The sequence below is a fragment of the Microbacterium paludicola genome, assembly GCF_039529675.1.
In the GTDB taxonomy this organism is placed as follows: Bacteria; Actinomycetota; Actinomycetes; order Actinomycetales; family Microbacteriaceae; genus Microbacterium; species Microbacterium paludicola.
Window position 1 is genome coordinate 327,454 of sequence record NZ_BAAANG010000003.1, and the last position, 16,460, is coordinate 343,913.

General features: G+C 70.4%; 16 protein-coding genes and 1 tRNA gene. 8 read left to right on the forward strand and 9 right to left on the reverse strand.

Annotation, left to right across the window (positions count from 1 at the left end):
* Positions 1-3: 3 nt before the first annotated feature.
* From ABD161_RS04360 to ABD161_RS04380, 5 genes are all read right to left on the reverse strand, one after another.
* A complete protein-coding gene (locus tag ABD161_RS04360; protein ID WP_344000014.1) occupies positions 4-675 on the reverse strand; it encodes a hypothetical protein in 672 nt (223 codons plus the stop codon).
* A gap of 53 nt (positions 676-728) precedes the next feature.
* A complete protein-coding gene (locus tag ABD161_RS04365) occupies positions 729-1,202 on the reverse strand; it encodes an Lrp/AsnC family transcriptional regulator (protein WP_135113506.1) in 474 nt (157 codons plus the stop codon).
* Positions 1,203-1,315: 113 nt separating this feature from the next.
* On the reverse strand, positions 1,316-2,341 hold the full coding sequence (locus ABD161_RS04370) for a DNA topoisomerase IB (protein ID WP_344000016.1): 1,026 nt from the start codon (positions 2,339-2,341) through the stop codon (positions 1,316-1,318).
* A gap of 14 nt (positions 2,342-2,355) precedes the next feature.
* Positions 2,356-2,940, reverse strand: coding sequence for a histidine phosphatase family protein (locus ABD161_RS04375; RefSeq protein WP_344000018.1), 585 nt, complete (start codon positions 2,938-2,940; stop codon positions 2,356-2,358).
* Between the two features lie 70 nt (positions 2,941-3,010).
* Positions 3,011-3,859: a Sir2 family NAD-dependent protein deacetylase gene (locus ABD161_RS04380; protein WP_344000020.1), complete on the reverse strand. Its 849-nt coding sequence runs from the start codon at positions 3,857-3,859 to the stop codon at positions 3,011-3,013.
* Between the two features lie 28 nt (positions 3,860-3,887).
* On the opposite strand from ABD161_RS04380, the gene ABD161_RS04385 reads away from it, so the two are divergent.
* Positions 3,888-4,703, forward strand: a complete 816-nt coding sequence (locus ABD161_RS04385; RefSeq protein WP_344000022.1) for a TrmH family RNA methyltransferase — start codon at positions 3,888-3,890, stop codon at positions 4,701-4,703.
* An 11-nt stretch (positions 4,704-4,714) separates the two neighbouring features.
* Here ABD161_RS04385 and ABD161_RS04390 read toward each other — a convergent pair whose 3' ends face one another.
* On the reverse strand, positions 4,715-5,542 hold the full coding sequence (locus ABD161_RS04390) for an SGNH/GDSL hydrolase family protein (RefSeq protein WP_344000024.1): 828 nt from the start codon (positions 5,540-5,542) through the stop codon (positions 4,715-4,717).
* A gap of 158 nt (positions 5,543-5,700) precedes the next feature.
* Between ABD161_RS04390 and ABD161_RS04395 the strand changes: the two genes are divergently transcribed.
* The 4 genes from ABD161_RS04395 (at position 5,701) to ABD161_RS04410 (ending at position 9,345) form a co-directional block, all read left to right on the forward strand.
* Positions 5,701-7,452 (forward strand): DEAD/DEAH box helicase, encoded by a 1,752-nt coding sequence (locus tag ABD161_RS04395; RefSeq protein WP_344000026.1) that lies wholly within the window; start codon positions 5,701-5,703, stop codon positions 7,450-7,452.
* A 47-nt stretch (positions 7,453-7,499) separates the two neighbouring features.
* Complete coding sequence (locus ABD161_RS04400) at positions 7,500-7,994, forward strand: SRPBCC family protein (protein WP_344000027.1); 495 nt, start codon at positions 7,500-7,502, stop codon at positions 7,992-7,994.
* Positions 7,995-8,061: 67 nt separating this feature from the next.
* On the forward strand, positions 8,062-9,138 hold the full coding sequence (locus tag ABD161_RS04405; RefSeq protein ID WP_344000029.1) for a VIT1/CCC1 transporter family protein: 1,077 nt from the start codon (positions 8,062-8,064) through the stop codon (positions 9,136-9,138).
* Positions 9,139-9,260: 122 nt separating this feature from the next.
* Positions 9,261-9,345, forward strand: a tRNA-Leu gene (locus ABD161_RS04410).
* A 79-nt stretch (positions 9,346-9,424) separates the two neighbouring features.
* Here ABD161_RS04410 and ABD161_RS04415 read toward each other — a convergent pair.
* Positions 9,425-10,687 carry a tyrosine-type recombinase/integrase gene (locus ABD161_RS04415; RefSeq protein WP_344000031.1) on the reverse strand — a complete coding sequence of 421 codons (1,263 nt, stop codon included), beginning with the start codon at positions 10,685-10,687 and terminating at the stop codon, positions 9,425-9,427.
* Positions 10,684-11,337 (reverse strand): helix-turn-helix domain-containing protein, encoded by a 654-nt coding sequence (locus ABD161_RS04420; protein WP_341579080.1) that lies wholly within the window; start codon positions 11,335-11,337, stop codon positions 10,684-10,686. The genes ABD161_RS04415 and ABD161_RS04420 overlap by 4 nt, the downstream gene beginning before the upstream one ends.
* Before the next feature lie 98 nt (positions 11,338-11,435).
* On the opposite strand from ABD161_RS04420, the gene ABD161_RS04425 reads away from it, so the two are divergent.
* The 3 genes from ABD161_RS04425 (at position 11,436) to ABD161_RS04435 (ending at position 12,775) form a co-directional block, all read left to right on the forward strand.
* Positions 11,436-11,660: a helix-turn-helix domain-containing protein gene (locus ABD161_RS04425; RefSeq protein WP_248539278.1), complete on the forward strand. Its 225-nt coding sequence runs from the start codon at positions 11,436-11,438 to the stop codon at positions 11,658-11,660.
* Positions 11,661-11,770: 110 nt separating this feature from the next.
* The gene (locus tag ABD161_RS04430; protein ID WP_341579081.1) at positions 11,771-11,971 is read left to right on the forward strand and encodes a hypothetical protein; all 201 of its coding nucleotides are present in this window, start codon (positions 11,771-11,773) and stop codon (positions 11,969-11,971) included.
* 21 nt (positions 11,972-11,992) lie between these two features.
* The gene (locus tag ABD161_RS04435; RefSeq protein ID WP_341579082.1) at positions 11,993-12,775 is read left to right on the forward strand and encodes a Fic/DOC family protein; all 783 of its coding nucleotides are present in this window, start codon (positions 11,993-11,995) and stop codon (positions 12,773-12,775) included.
* Between the two features lie 15 nt (positions 12,776-12,790).
* Here the strand turns inward: ABD161_RS04435 and mobF are convergent, their stop codons facing one another.
* On the reverse strand, positions 12,791-16,249 hold the full coding sequence (gene mobF / locus ABD161_RS04440) for a MobF family relaxase (protein WP_344000113.1): 3,459 nt from the start codon (positions 16,247-16,249) through the stop codon (positions 12,791-12,793).
* Positions 16,250-16,460 lie beyond the last annotated feature (211 nt).

Here is a 16,460-nt window from a genome sequence, read left to right on the forward strand (position 1 = left end):
GGGTCAGCCGCGCGCAGGCTTCTTCCCGGCGAGCGCGCGCAGCACGATGCCGATCGTGAGCAGCGTGGTGCTGAGAAGGCCGCCGCCGATTGCCGCGAAGCCCAGCAGGATCGTCGCGTTCAGACCGAGGAAGAACTCGCCGAAACCACCGCCCTCGGTGACGAGGAAGAGGGCGTCTGCGGGCGCATCCGCACCGGATGCCACCGTGATCAGGTACGAGCCCGCCTCGTCGGCCCGGAACGACGCGACCGCGGATGCCACCGTGGACCCCGAGCTCGAGGTCTCCGCCACGAACGCCGGATCGACGCGGACGGGCGCGGGGCCCGTGACCGTCACGTCCTCGAAGCTCAGGAAGTCCGGATCGGACGACGAGGACATCTGCCAGATCGTGTAGCGCGAAGGTTCCGCCACGTCGAGCGTCGCCTCGCCGGGAAGCGATCCGGACGCGATGACCTCGGGGCCCGGCCTGCCCGACAGGTCGAGCACCCCGAAGGGCACCGTGCGGAGGAAGAAGAAGAGCGAGAAGGTCCCCGCCGCGATGGCGATCACCAGCAGCACGCTGCCGGTCCAGATCAGCCCGACTCCCCAGCCCCGCAGACCCGGGCGGTAGGGGCGCGGCGGCGGATCGAAGGGGCCCGCGACCGGAGGCGGCGGGACGGGCGGCAGCTGGCTCACACGGTCATTCTGCCGCGCGACGTCGCGGCGCCGGCAAGGCGTGCCCGGGCAGGCTACGGCTCGCGGCGGGCGAGCTGCATGAGGCCGTTCACGCGGTAGGGCACCGCCTCGCTCATCACGAGCGACGTCTCGGTGCGCTCGACGCCCTCGATGCCCAGGATGCGCGCGTCGACGTCGAAGAGATGACGCGCGTCGCGGCACGCGACGAGGGCGAGCAGATCCGTCTGACCGGAGAGCCCGTGCACCTGCACGACCTCCGGGACCGAGGCGAGCTCGCCGGTGATGCGGGGCAGGTCGACCTGGCGCACGCCGATCGCGAGGAACGCCTCGAGCGGGAACCCGAGGGCGGCCGTGGAGATGGAGCGCTCGAACGACCGGAAGACGCCGGCCTTGTCGAGCCGGGCCATGCGCGCCTGGACGGTGTTGCGGGACAGGCGGAGGCGCTCCGCGAGCGCCACGACCGTTGCGCGCGGGTCCTCGCTCAGCGCGGCCAGCAACTCGAGGTCGACGTGATCCAGGGAAGCCATAGTGCGAGACATTAGCAGTCTCTGAGACCAGCTCTTGGGCATCCTGCTCAGTCGTTATCGGATCGATTGCGCGGCCTGGCCTGATGCGCGGCAGAGTGCCGTGGGCGATCCGATCAGGCCTCGTCGGTCTCCCGGATCAGCCGGCGCGTCGCCCGCTCGAGGGAGAGCTGGCGGTCATCCGCGGAGTCGTAGGTGCGGCGGACGGCGCGGATGATCGTCCGGCCCTCCTCGTAGGCCGAGACGACGCGAGGATCCACGTAGGACGTGCGGGCGAGCGTCGGCGTGTTGCCGAGGAAGTCCGCGACCTCGCGCATCGCATCGCTCACGACCCGGCGACGCCGCGTCACGCCGCCGCGGCCGGAGCGCTCGAGCTCGTCCGCCCCGGCGGCGATCTCGGCGGCGGCGAGGACGGTCGCGTGCCACGTGCGGAAGTCCTTGGCCGTCGCCTCCATGCCCGTGATCTCGCGCACGTACTCGTTCACCATCGCGGGGGTCAGCGTGCGCCACGAGCCGTTGCGGCAGGCGAGCAGGGTCTCGGCGTCGTCGCGTCGCCGGCGGAGGGTCTCGACCGCCGCGGTGACGGGCTCGTCTTCGATCTCGATGCGGTGATCGACCCCCGACTTGCCGGTGAACTCGAACACGAGCGCGCGGCCATGGCGCGTCACGTGGTCGCGGCGCAGCGTGGTCAGGCCGAAGCTGCCGTGGGTGTCGGCGTAGACGTCGTTCCCGATGCGGAAGCAGCCGAGATCGAGCAGCCGCACCGCCAGCGCGCAGGCGCGCTCAGGCGGCATGCCGTCGAGCGCGAGGTCGTCGAGCACCCGGCCGCGCGCGGTGCCGAGGGCACGACCGAAGTCGAGGACGCGATCGAACTTCGCGGCGTCGCGGCGGGTGCGCCAATCGGGGTGATAGAGGTACTGGCGCCTTCCCGCGTCGTCCGTGCCCACGGCCTGAAGGTGTCCGTGCGGGTACGGGCAGATCCACACGTCCTTCCACGCGGGCGGGATCGCGAGCGACCGGATCCGCTCCACCGCGTCGTCCGGAAGGCGGGATCCCTGCTCGTCGAGGTAGACGAATCCCCGCCCCGCGGCGCGTCTCGTCCAGCCCGGCTGATCGGGGGAGGACCGGCGCAGGCGCACCACGGCGAGGGCTCTGCCTACGCCTCGGTGTCCGCCTGCGGCGCCACGAGCGACGCCGACTCGAGGGCGAGCCCGTCGGAGGTGAGGCGGAACACCGTCACCGACGCGTTGTCGATCCGCTCGCCGGGCCGCGGCAGAGCGCCGTCCGTGGCGATGCCGAGAAGCGACCGGATGACGCCGCCGTGCGCCACGACGATGGTCGGCTCTCCGGCGGAGTCGGCGGCGACCTCGCCGAGGGCCGCGAGAACGCGCTCGGCGAGCTCCTCGAGCGTCTCGCCGCCCGGGGCCACGCCGGTGTCGTACCGGGCGTGGAAGTCGGAGACGAGAGTTCCCTCGCCGATGCCGTAGTCGCGCTCGACGAGCCCCGCGTAGGTCTTCGGAGCGTCGAGGCCGAGCGAATCGGCGATGATCTGCGCGGTCTCGCTTGCCCGCTGAAGCGTGCTCGAGGCGATCCGCGTCCACCCGCCGTCCCGCAGCGCCTCTGCGGCGAGCAGCGCCTGTGCGCGGCCCGTGTCGTTCAGGGGGATGTCGGTGCGGCCCTGGATGCGCCGGTCGAAGTTCCAGTCGGTCTGGCCATGGCGCACGAGAGCAAGGAGGGTCACCCCTCGAGTTTATGGCGCCTCCGGAGAAGCGGGCTCCGCTCGGCGGATGGGCGCGGCACCGGCGGGCGGATCAGCGCGCGGCGGGCAGCGCGCGGGCGAGCTCCCGGAGGACCTCGGTGGTGCCCGCCTCGATCCGCACCGTCGCGCGGTTGTCGGCGCGCGTCTCGCCGCGGTTCACGATCACGACCGGCAGCTTCCGGCGGCGGGCGCGCTCGACGAACCGGATGCCCGAATTCACCGCGAGCGACGAGCCGGCGATCAGCAGGGCGTCGCTGCTGAGCAGCAGCTGCTCGGCCTCGCGGAACTTCTCGGCCGGGATGTACTCGCCGAAGAAGACGACGTCGGGCTTCAGCATGCCGCCGCAGACGGTGCACTCCGGCACCACGAAGTCCTCGGCCGACTCGGGAAGCACGTCGCCGTCGGGGCCGAGCGCGACGTTCTCGGGCACCGTGATCCAGGGATTCGCCTGCTCGAGCCGCTCGCCGATGTCGCGACGGTCGAAGACCTGGCCGCAGTGCGTGCAGAACACCCGGCGCATCGTGCCGTGCAGCTCGACGACGCGGTGACTGCCGGCACGAAGGTGCAGGCCGTCGACATTCTGCGTGATGATGCCGGTGGCGATGCCGTCGCGCTCGAGCGAGGCGAGGGCCTCGTGCCCGCCGTTCGGTGCGGCCGCGGTGAAGGCGCGCCATCCGAGGTGGGATCCGACCCAGTACCGGCGGCGGGCGGCCTCGTCGCTGAGGAACGTCTGCGCGGTCATGGGTGTGCGCTTCGGGGCGCCCTTGCCGCGGTAGTCGGGGATGCCGGAGTCGGTCGACACCCCGGCGCCGGTGAGCACCGCGACCCGGCGACCGGCGAGGGCGTCGACGGCGCGGCCGACGGCCGCGGTCGCGGGGGCGTCGAGTTCGGGGACGGGCACGAAGCCGAGTCTAGGGAATGCTGGATGGGTGAAGATCCTCCCCGTGGACGACCCGTCCGACCCGCGCCTCGCCGACTACCGCGACCTCACCGACGTCGCGCTCCGCCGTGTGCTCGAGCCCGAGGGAGGCCTGTACATGGCGGAGTCCGCGAAGGTGCTCGCCCGCGCCCTGGCCGCGGGGCATCGGCCGCGCTCGGTGCTGACGCAGGAGCGCTGGCTGCCCGAGCTCGAGGGCGTGCTTGCGGGCCTCGACGAGGCGCCCGTCTACCTCGTCCCCGCCGAGGTGGCCGAGGGCGTCACGGGATACGCGGTGCACCGGGGCGTGCTCGCGGCGATGCACCGTCCCGAGCCGCCGGCGGTCGCTGACGTGCTCGCCGGAGCGCGCCTCGCGGTGATCCTCGAGGACATCGTCGACCACACGAACGTCGGCGCCGCCTTCCGTGCGGCCGCGGGCCTCGGGGCGGATGCGGTGCTCGTGACGCCCCGGTGCGCGGATCCGCTCTACCGGCGCAGCGTGCGCGTGAGCATGGGGACGGTGTTCCAGGTGCCCTGGACGCGTCTTCCGGAATGGCCGGAGGCGCGGGAGCAGCTTCACGCCGCCGGGTTCCACATCGCCGCGCTCGCGCTCTCGGACGAGGCGGTCTCGCTCGACGAGTTCGCCGCGGCTCCGCCGGAACGCGTGGCGCTGCTGATGGGCGCGGAGGGCGACGGGCTTTCCCGCCGCGCGCTGGCGGCGTCGGACTCGGTCGTGACGATCCCGATGGCGGGCGGCGTGGACTCGCTCAATGTCGCATCCGCGAGCGCCGTCGCCCTCTGGGCGGTCGGCCGCGGCCAGCGCGGCTGACGCGCCGCGGGTCAGTCCTCGGGCTCGAGGGTGGCGAACGGCGCCGCCTCGGGCCGCTTGGCAGTGACGTTGTCGCCGGATGACTGGTGGCGCACGCGCCGCAGCACCCACGGCACAAGGTGCGTGCGGGCCCAGATGAGGTCGCCGCGCCGCGCCTCGCGCCAGGTCGTCGGCGGGAGCGGGTCGGGCTGCATCGGCTGCAGGTCGTTGGGCACGTTGAGCGCGCGCAGCACCATCCGCGCCACCTCATGGTGGCCGAGCGAGTTCATGTGCAGCCGGTCGTCGTCGAAGAACCGCGGGTCCTGGATGGTCTTCAGCGCCCACTGGTCGGCCACGACGCAGTCGTAGGCGTCGGCGATCGCGCGGATGTTCTCGTTGTAGATCGCGATGCGGCCGCGCAGCGGGCGGAACACCGGCGTGAAGCGCGTGTCGATCCCGGTGAAGACGACCACGGTCGCCCCCTCGCTGCTGAGCCGCGCGACCGCCGCTTCGAACTGCGCCGCGACCGCATCCGGGTCGCCGCCCGGCCGGATGACGTCGTTCCCGCCCGCGCAGAGGGTCACCAGATCGGGCTTCAGCGCCATCGCGGGCTCGAGCTGCTCGTCGACGATCTGTGTGATCAGACGCCCGCGCACCGCGAGGTTCGCGTACGCGAAGTCCTCGACCTGGCGTGAGAGCACCTCGGCGACGCGGTCGGCCCAGCCGCGGTGGCCGCCGGGAGAGCCGGGCTCGGGGTCGCCGATTCCCTCCGTGAAGGAATCGCCGATGGCGACGAAGCGGCGCCAGGGGTGGGGCCCCTCATTTGCATCGATCGGGGCCTGCGCGGCGTCGTTTGACATCGAATCCTCCAGGGGGACGGGATGGACGGGACGGGACGTGCAGAAGACTACGACTCGGCGCGTTCCGGCGGATCCGTCGCGCGGATGATCCTGCGCGGCCGGGGTCGGTGGGGGAGTGCTCGGCGGAACGTCGGCGCGGGCCGTTACGCTTGAACCCCATGCTGTCACCGTCCTACCCGCAGAGAGCTCCGTGGGGAACCGCGGGCAAGCTCCGCGCCTGGCAGCAGGAGGCCCTGGACGCGTATTTCGAGGCGGACAAGCGCGACTTCCTCGTCGCGGCGACCCCTGGTGCCGGAAAGACCACCTTCGCGCTCACGCTCGCGGGCGAGCTGCTGCGCACGCGCGAGGTCGACCGGATCATCGTCGTCGCCCCGACCGAGCACCTCAAGACGCAGTGGGCCGATGCCGCGGCGCGGGCGCACATCCGGCTAGATCCGGTCTTCCGCAACAGCCACACGACGTTCTCCCGTCAGTACCACGGCGTCGTCGTGACCTACGCGCAGGTCGCCGTGAAGGCATCCGTGCACCGCGCGCTCACCGAGGGCGGCCGCACGCTGGTCATCCTCGACGAGGTGCACCACGGCGGCGAGGCGCTCAGCTGGGGCGACGCCCTCCGCGAGGCGTACGGCCCGGCGAAGCGGCGGCTGCTGCTCAGCGGCACGCCGTTCCGCAGCGACGACGCGCCGATCCCGTTCGTCGAGTACGCCCCCGATGCCCAGGGCCTGCGCACCTCGGTCACCGACTACGCGTACGGCTACGGCAGGGCGCTCGCCGACGGCGTCGTGCGGCCCGTCCTGTTCCACGTGTACGCGGGCCACATGAAGTGGCGCACGCGCGCAGGGGACGAGCTCGAGGCGCACCTCGGCCAGGACAACATCAAGGACGTCACGTCCCAGGCATGGCGCACGGCGCTCGACCCCCAGGGCGAGTGGATGTCGGCGGTGCTGAAGTCAGCGGATCAGCGGCTCACCGAGATCCGTCAGCACGTGCCGGATGCCGGCGGCCTCGTGCTCGCGACGGACCAGACGGCCGCGCGTGCCTATGCCAAGCTGCTCCACTCGATGACCGGCCAGCGCGCGACGGTCGTGCTGTCGGACGATGCGGAGGCGTCCAGCCGCATCGAGCGGTTCTCGGAGAGCACCGATCGGTGGATGGTCGCCGTCCGGATGGTGTCGGAGGGTGTGGACGTGCCGCGCCTCGCCGTCGGCGTCTACGCCACGTCGTCGTCGACGCCGCTGTTCTTCGCGCAGGCGATCGGCCGCTTCGTGCGCGCCCGCCGCCGTGGCGAGGCCGCGAGCGTCTTCCTGCCGCACGTGCCGACCCTGATGACGCTCGCGAACGAGATGGAGCGTCAGCGCGACCACGTGCTCGACCGCGGCGAGAAGGACGAGGACGGCCTCGACGACTCCCTGCTCGAGGCGGCGGAGCGCGAGGAGAAGGCCTCCGACGCGCTGACCGAGGAGGGTTCGTTCGAGGCCCTCGGATCCGTCGCGCACTTCGACCGCGTTGTGTTCGACGGCAAGGAGTTCGGCCAGCTCGCCGTTCCCGGCACAGAGGAGGAGCTGGAGTTCATCGGCCTGCCGGGCCTGCTCGAGCCGGAGCACGTGCACGAGCTGCTGATGCAGCGGGTCGCGCGGCAGTCGCGGCACCGCCAGGTGCGCGAGGCGCGCGAGTCGGAGAGTGGCGAGGAGCCGGTATCGACGCTGCCCGCCCCGCTTCACCGCACGCTGCGTGAGCAGCGGCAGCTGCTCAACAGCCTGGTGGGTGTCTACGCCCGCCAGACGGGTGAGCCGCACGGCGTCATCCACGCGGAGCTTCGCCGCCGCTGCGGCGGCCCCGAGGTCGCGAAGGCGACGGTCGCCCAGCTGCAGGCGCGCATCGACGTGCTGCGCAAGCGCGTCCGCTCCTGAGGCTCAGGCCACGGCAGCGGGTTCGCTCCGCCGGTAGTGTCGCCGGCATGTCCACGCGCTACTCCTTCCGCACCCGCTGGAGCGTGGACGCGTCGCCGGAGCGGTCCTGGCAGGAGCTCGTGGCGGTGGCGACGGGGCGATCCGACGGATGGTGGCGGTCGCTGCGCGTGACGGCGCCGGCCACCAGGGCGGAACCGGGCGCCGAGATCGGGGCGCGCGTTCGCGCGCCCTTCGGCTACTCCCTGCGGTTCGTCCTGCGGGTCACGGCGGTCGACAAGGGACGCGCCATCGACGCCGTGAGCGTCGGCGACCTCGAGGGGCGCGGGCGCGTGGAGGTCCATCCTCGGGGCTCGGGGAGCGAGCTGCGATTCGAGTGGGACGTGACCGCGCGGCGACGCTGGATGATCGCCGCGGGCCCGGTGCTGCGACGCGTCTTCGCGCTCGGCCACCGCATCGTGATGCGCGCGGGGGAGCGCGGACTGCGCCGCGCGGTGCGGGACGCCCCTTCGGGGGCCCGAAAACCTGCCAATCCCGGCGCCTGACGGGGGAAGCCGCCGTCGACTGGCTACCGTGGAGTGATCCCCCTCGTCTTCCCTCTCTGGAGGCCTCTTGAGCGCGCCCGCCGCCACATCCGCCGACCGTCGCCGCTGGGCGCAGTACCTCGCCGACGAGCGCGCCGAGGCGAACGTGTACCGCCGGCTCGCCGCCTCGAAGGAGGGCGAGACGCGTGCGATCCTCGAGCAGCTCGCCGCCGCGGAGGGTCGCCACGAGGCGCACTGGCTGACGCTGCTCGGAGGCGAACCGAAGCGGATGCCGCGCGCGAGCCTTCGCACGCGCATACTCGGCTGGATGGCCGGCCGGTTCGGCACGATCTTCGTGCTCGCCCTGGCCCAGCAGGCGGAAGCGCGGTCGCCGTACGACGGCGAGCGGTACGCGACGCCCGCCATGCGCGCCGATGAGAAGGTGCACCACGAGGTCGTGCGCGGCCTGGCGGCGCGCGGCCGCCGACGGCTATCCGGCACGTTCCGGGCGGCCGTGTTCGGAGCGAACGACGGCCTCGTATCGAACCTGGCGCTCGTCCTCGGCATCGGGGCGACCGGCGTCGCACCGCAGCTCGTCCTCTTCAGCGGCATCGCGGGCCTTCTCGCGGGTGCGCTGTCGATGGCGGCGGGGGAGTTCGTCTCCGTCGGGTCGCAGCGCGAGATGCTCGATGCGACCGATCCGGGCAGCACCTACGGCGACACGGCCCTGCCCGACCTCGACATCGATTCGAACGAGCTCGCGCTCGTCTACCGCGCGCGCGGCATCCCGGAGGAGGCGGCGATCGAGCGCGCGCGGAAGGCGATCGCCGAGGCCCACGCGGGCCGGGCTCCCGTGCACACCGGCCCCATCGACACGCACGAGGTGGTCGGCGGTGCGTGGCGCGCCGCCGGATCCAGCTTCCTGTTCTTCGCGAGCGGCGCCGTCATCCCGGTCCTTCCCTGGCTGTTCGGGCTCACAGGCGTGCCGGCGGTCGTGACGGCGCTCGTCCTAGTGGGTCTCGCGCTCCTCGGCACCGGGGCGACAGTGGGCCTGCTGTCGGGCGCCTCGCCCCTGAAGCGCGCCCTCCGCCAGCTCGCGATCGGCTACGGCGCGGCCGCCGTTACGTACCTCCTCGGCCTCGCATTCGGCGTGACGCTCGCCTGACCCGGTCCCGAGGACGCGCCCGGGTCCGCGGCGCGATTCGTCACCGGGTTCACCGCGTGGTAGTGTTTCTTTTCGGTTGCCACGGCGGCCACAGCCCCGGTCGAGAGATCGGGCACCCGGTTGCGCGGGTGGCGGAATAGGTAGACGCGCTAGCTTGAGGTGCTAGTGCCCGTATAGGGCGTGGGGGTTCAAGTCCCCCCTCGCGCACGCGAATGAAATGGCCCCTGACCTGGGATTTTATGTTCCAGGTTGGGGGTCGTTTTCGTCGGAAGTGCTAGAAAGAGTGCTAAGCCTTGCCGAGATGGGCCGCGAAACGGTCAACTGCCGACCTCTGCATGGTCGGGGTGACGTGGGAGTAGATGTTCATCGTCGTGGTGATCGTTGAGTGTCCGAGTCGTTCTTGTACGACCTTGGGGTGTTCTCCGAGTTCGAGCAGCAGGGTCGCGTGGGTGTGACGTAGCCCTTTGATCGTGACGCGGTGCAGGGAGTCGAACGTCGCGGTGGCCCACTTGAGGCGGCGATCCCATCGGCTGGTCATCGCGTCGGGGGAGCGGAGCTTCCCGTCGTCGTCGCCGAAGATGTAGGCGTCAGCTTTCGCAAGCTCGAACGACACCTCGGCGCGTGCCACCTTGAACGAGGCGAGCACCTTGAGAGTTTCGGCGTCGATGTCGATGACGCGGGCTTGCCCGGTCTTGGTGGTCTTCGTCTTCGTCCAGTCGTCGGTATCGACGGCGCGGCGGATGCTGACGCGCATCGTCTTGGTGTTGATGTCCGACCATTCCAGGGCGAGGGCTTCGGAGCGGCGCATGCCGGTGTAGGCGATGAGTCGCCACAGCGGGAACAGCTCGTCTTCGAGCGTGTCGCGGTTCCAGGTGAGGAAGGTCTGCAACTGCTCGGCTGTCCATGTCGCGATCTCGGGTTTCTGCGCCCGCACCTCGCTGGACTTCGGGGGCTTCACGGTGCGCTTCTTCTTCGCCGGGTTCACGGTCAGGTGCCCGTCGTCGATCGCGGCGTCGAGGATCGCCCCGAGCACGACGTGCACCTTGTGAACCGAGTTGGCCGAGAGCGGCTGTCCTTTGCCGTATTCGTCGTTGCGGCCGTGGTCTTCGAGGTCGCGGTAGTGGCGGGCGATCCTCGTGGCGGTGAGCTTGTCGAGCCGGATCGCGCCGAGCTGGGGGCGGATGTGGTTGCGGATGATCTTCTTGTACCCCGTGATCGTGGAGGCTGCGAGTTTGAGCCCCGCCACCCATTCGTCCGCATAGGTGCCCACGGTCGGGACTTTGTTGCCGAACTTCTCGTTCTGCTTCCGCTGCTTCAACGCCTCCTGCAAGGCGTCGTTGGCCTCGTCGGTGCTGGTGAACCCGGAGCGGGTGAGCCTGCGCGATCCCATCTCGGGGTACTCGGGGTCTTTCAGGACGTAGATCTGGAACCGCCACCGCTTCCCTGCGTCGGTGTCGTAGGCCTGGATAGAGCCTGGCTGCCGCGAACGGGAACGCCGCTGCTGCTTCTCACCCTCGCCGCCTGTGTCGGCGTGCTGTTTCTTTGTCATGACAGGGTGCTCCTTGCCGTGGTCTTGCCAGGCCGGTGGCTGTCGGCGTAGTTCTCGGCGTAGTCGGCGGCGTTGAACACGCGCCCCTCCGGGTCGAGCTGCACGCCCCGCTCCTGGATCACGCGCGCGCGTGCCCGCGCCGCCTCCAAGCGTTCCTGGTAGGCGGCGATGGTCTTCGGGTGCGCGCTGGGCTTCTCGGGGGCGTCCGGGCTTGGGGCGGTCATGCCTGCGAGGGTGGTTTCGAGGTGATGGATGCGGTCGGTGCAGATCACCCATTCCTGCTGCCAGTAGTTGAACAGCCCCTCGTCGGTGAGGACGAGTTCCCCGCGCATCCACCTGTCGATCTCTTCCGGCTCATACCCCTCCGGCACCCCGGTCAGCGTCGTCTGCTCGTCCGGGGGCGTCAGGAGTGCGGCAGGGGTAGTGCGGAGCAGGTAGGCGATCACGGTCAGGTCGTCCACGTCCACGCGGCGATCCCCGGCCTCCAGCTTGCTGATGCCCGAAGTGGAGAGCTTGCGCCCAGCGGCTTTCAGCCCGTCGGACATGGTGCGCAAGTCCATCCCGATTGCTTGACGTGCCGCGCGGATGTTCTGCGCGACGTGCGTGTTCGTGATGCCTGCGGGGTTGCCCCGCACCCTCTCGGTTTCCATAGTAGAAAACTACAACGCAATGCTTGACAGCGCAAGTGCGATTCTCTACGGTGGGATGAACCACATTTCTCGGCGCTGACACGAACGGATGGTGCGACATGCGGCAGAGCACCCTCGACATGGACGACCTCCGCAAGCGGCGCAGCCTGGTCATCACCCGCAAGGAAGCCGCCGAAGCCCTCGGCGTCGATCCCCGCACGATCACCACGAGCATCAACGAGGGCACGATCCCGCATGTCAAGCTCGGGCGGCGCATCGTGATCCCGCGCGAGAAGTTCCTTGCCCTCTTCGCCGATGCCGTGACCGATACCGGCGAGTCCTGACACTCGGATACGGCGGTGCCGATTCGGCACCCCCGTGTCCGGCTTCCCGGTGAATGTCGGAGGAGCGACGTAAACTAGCCCCAGAACGCCAACCACAAGGAGGCACCCGCATGGCTCTCAAGACTCCGGTATCCGAGGCTCATGTCCGGCGCGTGCTCGCGGAGGTCGAAGCCGGGCAGGTCACGGCCGGTGCCGTCGTTTCTGAGACGGATCGGGAGATCGCCCGCCGCCAGGTGCGCGGCGAGCTGTCCGCGGACGAGGCAGTGCGCGAGGCGATCGCGGCGACGCTTGACCGCTTCCCCGAGAAGTAACCCGTCCGGGCAGGAGCACCAGTGCCCGACCGCTACAGCTACCCGAACAGCCTGGTTCTGATCAACAAACTCGGCATCACCGACTACGACCGATGGAAAGCCGTCGAGACGGCCGCGATCCATCAGCGCATGGTCGAACTCACCGAACACCCGATCCCCGGCCGATACGACCTCCCACACTTGCAGGCCATCCACCGGCATCTGACGCACGACCTGTATGTCTGGGGCGGCGACATCCGCGACACCGACACGCACCCCGGCGGCACGGGCATCGCGCACTGCCGCCCGCCGTTCATCGTGCCCGAGGCCGAGCGCGTCTTCGGCGAACTCGCCGCCCGCGACCACCTCCGCGGACTGGACGCGGATGCGTTCTCCGATCAGCTGGCATGGGCGTGGGGTGAGACGACGGCGATCCACCCGTTCCGCGACGTGAACACCCGCAGCCAGCACATCATGTTCAACCAGCTCGCCCGCGACGCCGGATGGGTCATCGACTGGTCGCAGATTCCCGGCGACGTGTTCGCCCACGCCCGCACCCTCGCCATCGTGGAAGACCACACAGGCATCGACGCGCTGATCCGACCGAACCTCCACCGGCTCGACGCAGGCAGGCCACCTGCGGAGGCATTGACGGCCGAGCAGGTGCGCAGCTTCCAAGCACGGGGCATCTCCCGGATACCGGACGCGCTGGATCGCGAACTCGACGCAGCCCGCCGCCGACGTACTCACCCGACCCCGGAGCCGTTCAGTACGGAGACACGCCGCCCGGAACCCCCAACGCCCCACGGCGGGCTGTCTCTGTAGCCTCACCAGACCAGATCACAAGCTGCGCCCCGGGCTTTCTCGCCGCTGATCCGGGCCGGTTCTCGTCAGCCCGTCGTTGCGGCGCGTGAGGGCTTCCTGACGGGCTTGCAGGGCTTCGCGTTCGGCTCGTTGCTGCTCGCGTCGCTGGGTGAGCCATTCGGCGGCCTCCGCGACAGGGCGCGCGTCCAGCTCCGCAATGACCCGCCGCGCTTCGGCCGCGCGCCGTCTGGCGTGCTCGGCGTCTGCTCTGGGGTTGGGGATTCGGAACGTGCCCCGCATCTGCCGCGCCTGCTCCGCCCCGTACAACTGGACGGTGAGACGCTCCCGCTCGACGGCCTGCCGCTGGGCCGCCTGCTGCTTCGCGGCCTCGGTGTCGCTGAGGGCCTGTTCAGCCGCCCGCACCTCGGGATGGGCGGCGGCCCGTTGCGTTGCGATCGTCTGCGCCCACTCGGTGGCGGGCCGCAAGAAAGAGGGCGCGGTGCCCCAGGTCTGGGTGACGCGCTCCTCGATCTTCTCGACCGACTCCGCCGCGGTGTCTATGTTCCGGGCGGCGGCGCGCCTGCGCCCGAATCTTCCCGCCCGCGCCTCATCGCGCGCGGCGTGGAGGCGCGCGCGAGCTTCTACGAGTTCTTGCCCGTCGGTGCGTGCTCGCGTCTCCACCTCTGTGGTGACCGTGTGGCGGGTGTGCTCGGCAGTCTCCTTCGCGTGGGTCACACGCGCGGCGTGCTCCTCGGCCTCGACGTGCTGCGCTTGCTTCTGCGCGACGAATCGCGCGGCGGCGTCCTCGAACACGGCCGCGTGCTGTTCCGCGCGTTCGATGACCTGGGTGAGGCGTGCCCGCTCGGTCTGTACGAGACGCACCGGCCCATCCTCCACGAGCCCCCGCACGGCGTCCGCTGCGCGTTCGGTCGCGTCGGTGAGGCCGCGGTCGGCGCGGTCGCGTTCCATCGCCGCGACGAACTGCTCCCGCGCCTGCTCCTGGCTCTCGGCGACGACGTGCAACAGGTTCTCTTCCCTGCCCCGGGTCATGCCGACATAGACCCCCGCGGCGCTGGTCGCGTCGGTGAGGATCGTGTGCGACCCGGTGACGGTTGCGCCCTGCGCCCCGTAGGCAGTTGCCGCGTATGACAGGTGCGCGTGCTCTGCCACGTACTCGGCGGGTAGGAGCACGGTGCGCTGCCGCTTCCGCCCGTTCCCCGCCTCGCGCACTCTGAGCGTGCCGTCCTGCTCGACGTGTTGCACGATCCAGTTCTGCCGGTTCGCCACACCAATGCCGGTGTTGTTCTTGCGCGTCTGGATCACGTCCCCGACCCCGATGGGGAGGCCGTCGCTGCCGGTCGCAGTGCGGTGGCCGTCGACCTCGCCGCGCGCCGCGCGCTCGTCACGGATACGCGCGTTGACAGCGCGGGCCTCGTCGTTGGACGTGACCGTGACCGCCTCTCCCTCCCGGCGGTGTCCGGCGATGTGCTCGCGCACCTCCTCGTCGCTCGCGTGTAGGCGCACAAGGCCGAGCGCGGTGAGCCGATCGAACACCTCGCCAGGGTCGCGCCTGTCGCGCATCCGCACCGTGACCTCGGCGTAAGCGGGGTCGGTGAAGCGATGCGCCTCGGCCATGTCGAACGTGCGTCCTCGGAGCTGTGCGGCCATATCGAGCACCCCGCCGCGCCCGACTGCGGCGAGCTGCGCCCGGTCACCGACGAGCGCGACGGTCGCGCCCGCCTCTGAGGTGACGGTGAGCAACGCGATTGCGGTGTCTTGGTCGAGCATCCCGGCCTCGTCCACGATCACCCGCTCACCCCGTACCAGCCGTGCGCCCTCTGCCGGGCCGCGGTAGGTGCGTCCGGTTTCGGGGTCGGTGTCGCCGGGTGCGAGGCGCGTCCATACGCCGTCGCTGTTCCATCGCCAACCGTGCGCGTGCACGAGCGCCGCAACCGATGTTGCGGGCACGCCGAGTTCGTCGTGTGCGACCTGTGCGGCGCGCAACGTCGGCGCAACCACCCGCGACGCCCGCCCCTGTCGTGTAGCGACTTCGATTGCAACGCCGAGCATCGTCGTCTTCCCACTCCCCGCTGCACCTTCCACAACCACGAGCGAGTCGGTCGATGCGACCGCGGCGGCGGCGCGCTCCTGCCCGGCGTCCAGGCCGCGCTTGCGCGCCGCCTTGCGCACGTCCGGGTGCCCAGGATCTTGTTGCAGGAGGCGCGCGGCGATCAGGTCGCGCAGCTCCGTCTCCGCCTGCACCACCCTGAGCGACGTGAGATGCGCCACATGCTCCGGGGCCGGTGCGCCGGACGGGAGGATCGAGAAGCAATCCTCCATCGCCAACAGTGTTGCAACCTGCACGAACTCGCGTATCTCGGCCGGTGCAGCCTGCACGCCATACTCGGTCATGATCCGGGTCGCGTGCTCCTGCACCGTATGCCGCGTCCACGCCGAACTACCGGCGGCGCAGCGATCCAGCGCCCGGTTTGCAACGGTCTGCACCGAGAGGTCATCGAGCGACGCCGGCGCACGGTGCGCGGGTCGGCGCAACGTGTCGGGGTCGTAGTCGGCCTCCCGCAACTCGGTCACCCAGGCTTGTTCTTCGCTGAGTGTGGTGGGCTTCTTCGCGGGCCGCTCGTACGCCCACGCTTTCGCCGCGAGACGCGCGGAGACGACCGGCCCCGTCGCCTCGCCTGTATGCGCCGCCTCCCATTCCGCTTCGAGCCGTTCCAGGTGTCGGCGTACTTGCTCGCCGCGCTTGCTCATCACACCGTTGAACCGCTCGAGCTCGACCACCTCACCCGACACTGGATCAAGCGTCAGGCTGTGCCGATCCAGCACCTCCGTAAGCTCCGGGTGCGCGGCGATGACGGCGGTGCCGAGGGCACGGATCGCGCCCTGTTGCCGGAACAGTGCCGCGGTGTCCAGCGCACGCCACTTTCCGGCCGCCCAGACGCGGGTGCCGATCTGGAAGTGAATATGCCGGTGCGGATCACCAGCCCGGCTCGTGCGGTGCGACACCGCCACCGTCTGCAACTGCGAGACGGGCACAACTTCCTGCTTGCCGCGCGGCCCCACACGGGTCACGGAGTGCTGAGCGAGCCACCGTTGAATCTCGCTCACGGCGTCCTGCTGCGCCCGGTCGAGAGCGTCGGAGACTTCCGGGTGGAGAGCTGCGGCGATCGACAGCGATTTCGGGGCGTTCACGACCATCTCCGCGAACCGTGGTGAGCCCTGCCTCCCCTCGCCCGGCAGACGTGGCCTGCCCATCGACTCCTCGGTGAGCGGATTGATCCAGTCCACCCAGCCTGCATACGCCTCGGGGTCAAGACCCAGAGCTGCGGTCACGTTCCCGTCGCCGTCGAGCGCGGTGAACTGCGCTACGGATGTGTCAGCGCCGAAGTAGTAGTCATCGGCGCGAGAGCGGTCGGCCTCGACATAGCGGCGCGCGTCGGCCCCGGTTCCCCGGAACAGGATCACACCGCCATGCATGAGACTCACCGCCTATGATTTCTACTACGGCAACTATGATACCTACCATGGTAGCATACGTTCATTCGGAGGAGGGTGTGATGTCTCAGGACATTGGTGACACTTGGGAGTCTGGGTGGGTGGGCTCGAATGTCGGGGGCTTGCGGTTGGAGCGGACGAAGCCGACGTGCTTGACGCCGGGTTCGGGGATGGGATGCTCGGCGATAAGTTC

Bases quoted from the DNA above. Each gene is read 5' to 3' on its own strand.
- ABD161_RS04400 (WP_344000027.1), top strand. From the start codon at position 7,500: ATGTCCACGCGCTACTCCTTCCGCACCCGCTGGAGCGTGGACGCGTCG.
- ABD161_RS04425 (WP_248539278.1), top strand. From the start codon at position 11,436: ATGCGGCAGAGCACCCTCGACATGGACGACCTCCGCAAGCGGCGCAGC.
- ABD161_RS04390 (WP_344000024.1), bottom strand. From the start codon at position 5,542: ATGTCAAACGACGCCGCGCAGGCCCCGATCGATGCAAATGAGGGGCCC.
- ABD161_RS04395 (WP_344000026.1), top strand. From the start codon at position 5,701: ATGCTGTCACCGTCCTACCCGCAGAGAGCTCCGTGGGGAACCGCGGGC.
- ABD161_RS04430 (WP_341579081.1), top strand. From the start codon at position 11,771: ATGGCTCTCAAGACTCCGGTATCCGAGGCTCATGTCCGGCGCGTGCTC.
- ABD161_RS04415 (WP_344000031.1), bottom strand. From the start codon at position 10,687: ATGACAAAGAAACAGCACGCCGACACAGGCGGCGAGGGTGAGAAGCAG.
- ABD161_RS04365 (WP_135113506.1), bottom strand. From the start codon at position 1,202: ATGGCTTCCCTGGATCACGTCGACCTCGAGTTGCTGGCCGCGCTGAGC.
- ABD161_RS04420 (WP_341579080.1), bottom strand. From the start codon at position 11,337: ATGGAAACCGAGAGGGTGCGGGGCAACCCCGCAGGCATCACGAACACG.
- mobF (WP_344000113.1), bottom strand. From the start codon at position 16,249: ATGCATGGCGGTGTGATCCTGTTCCGGGGAACCGGGGCCGACGCGCGC.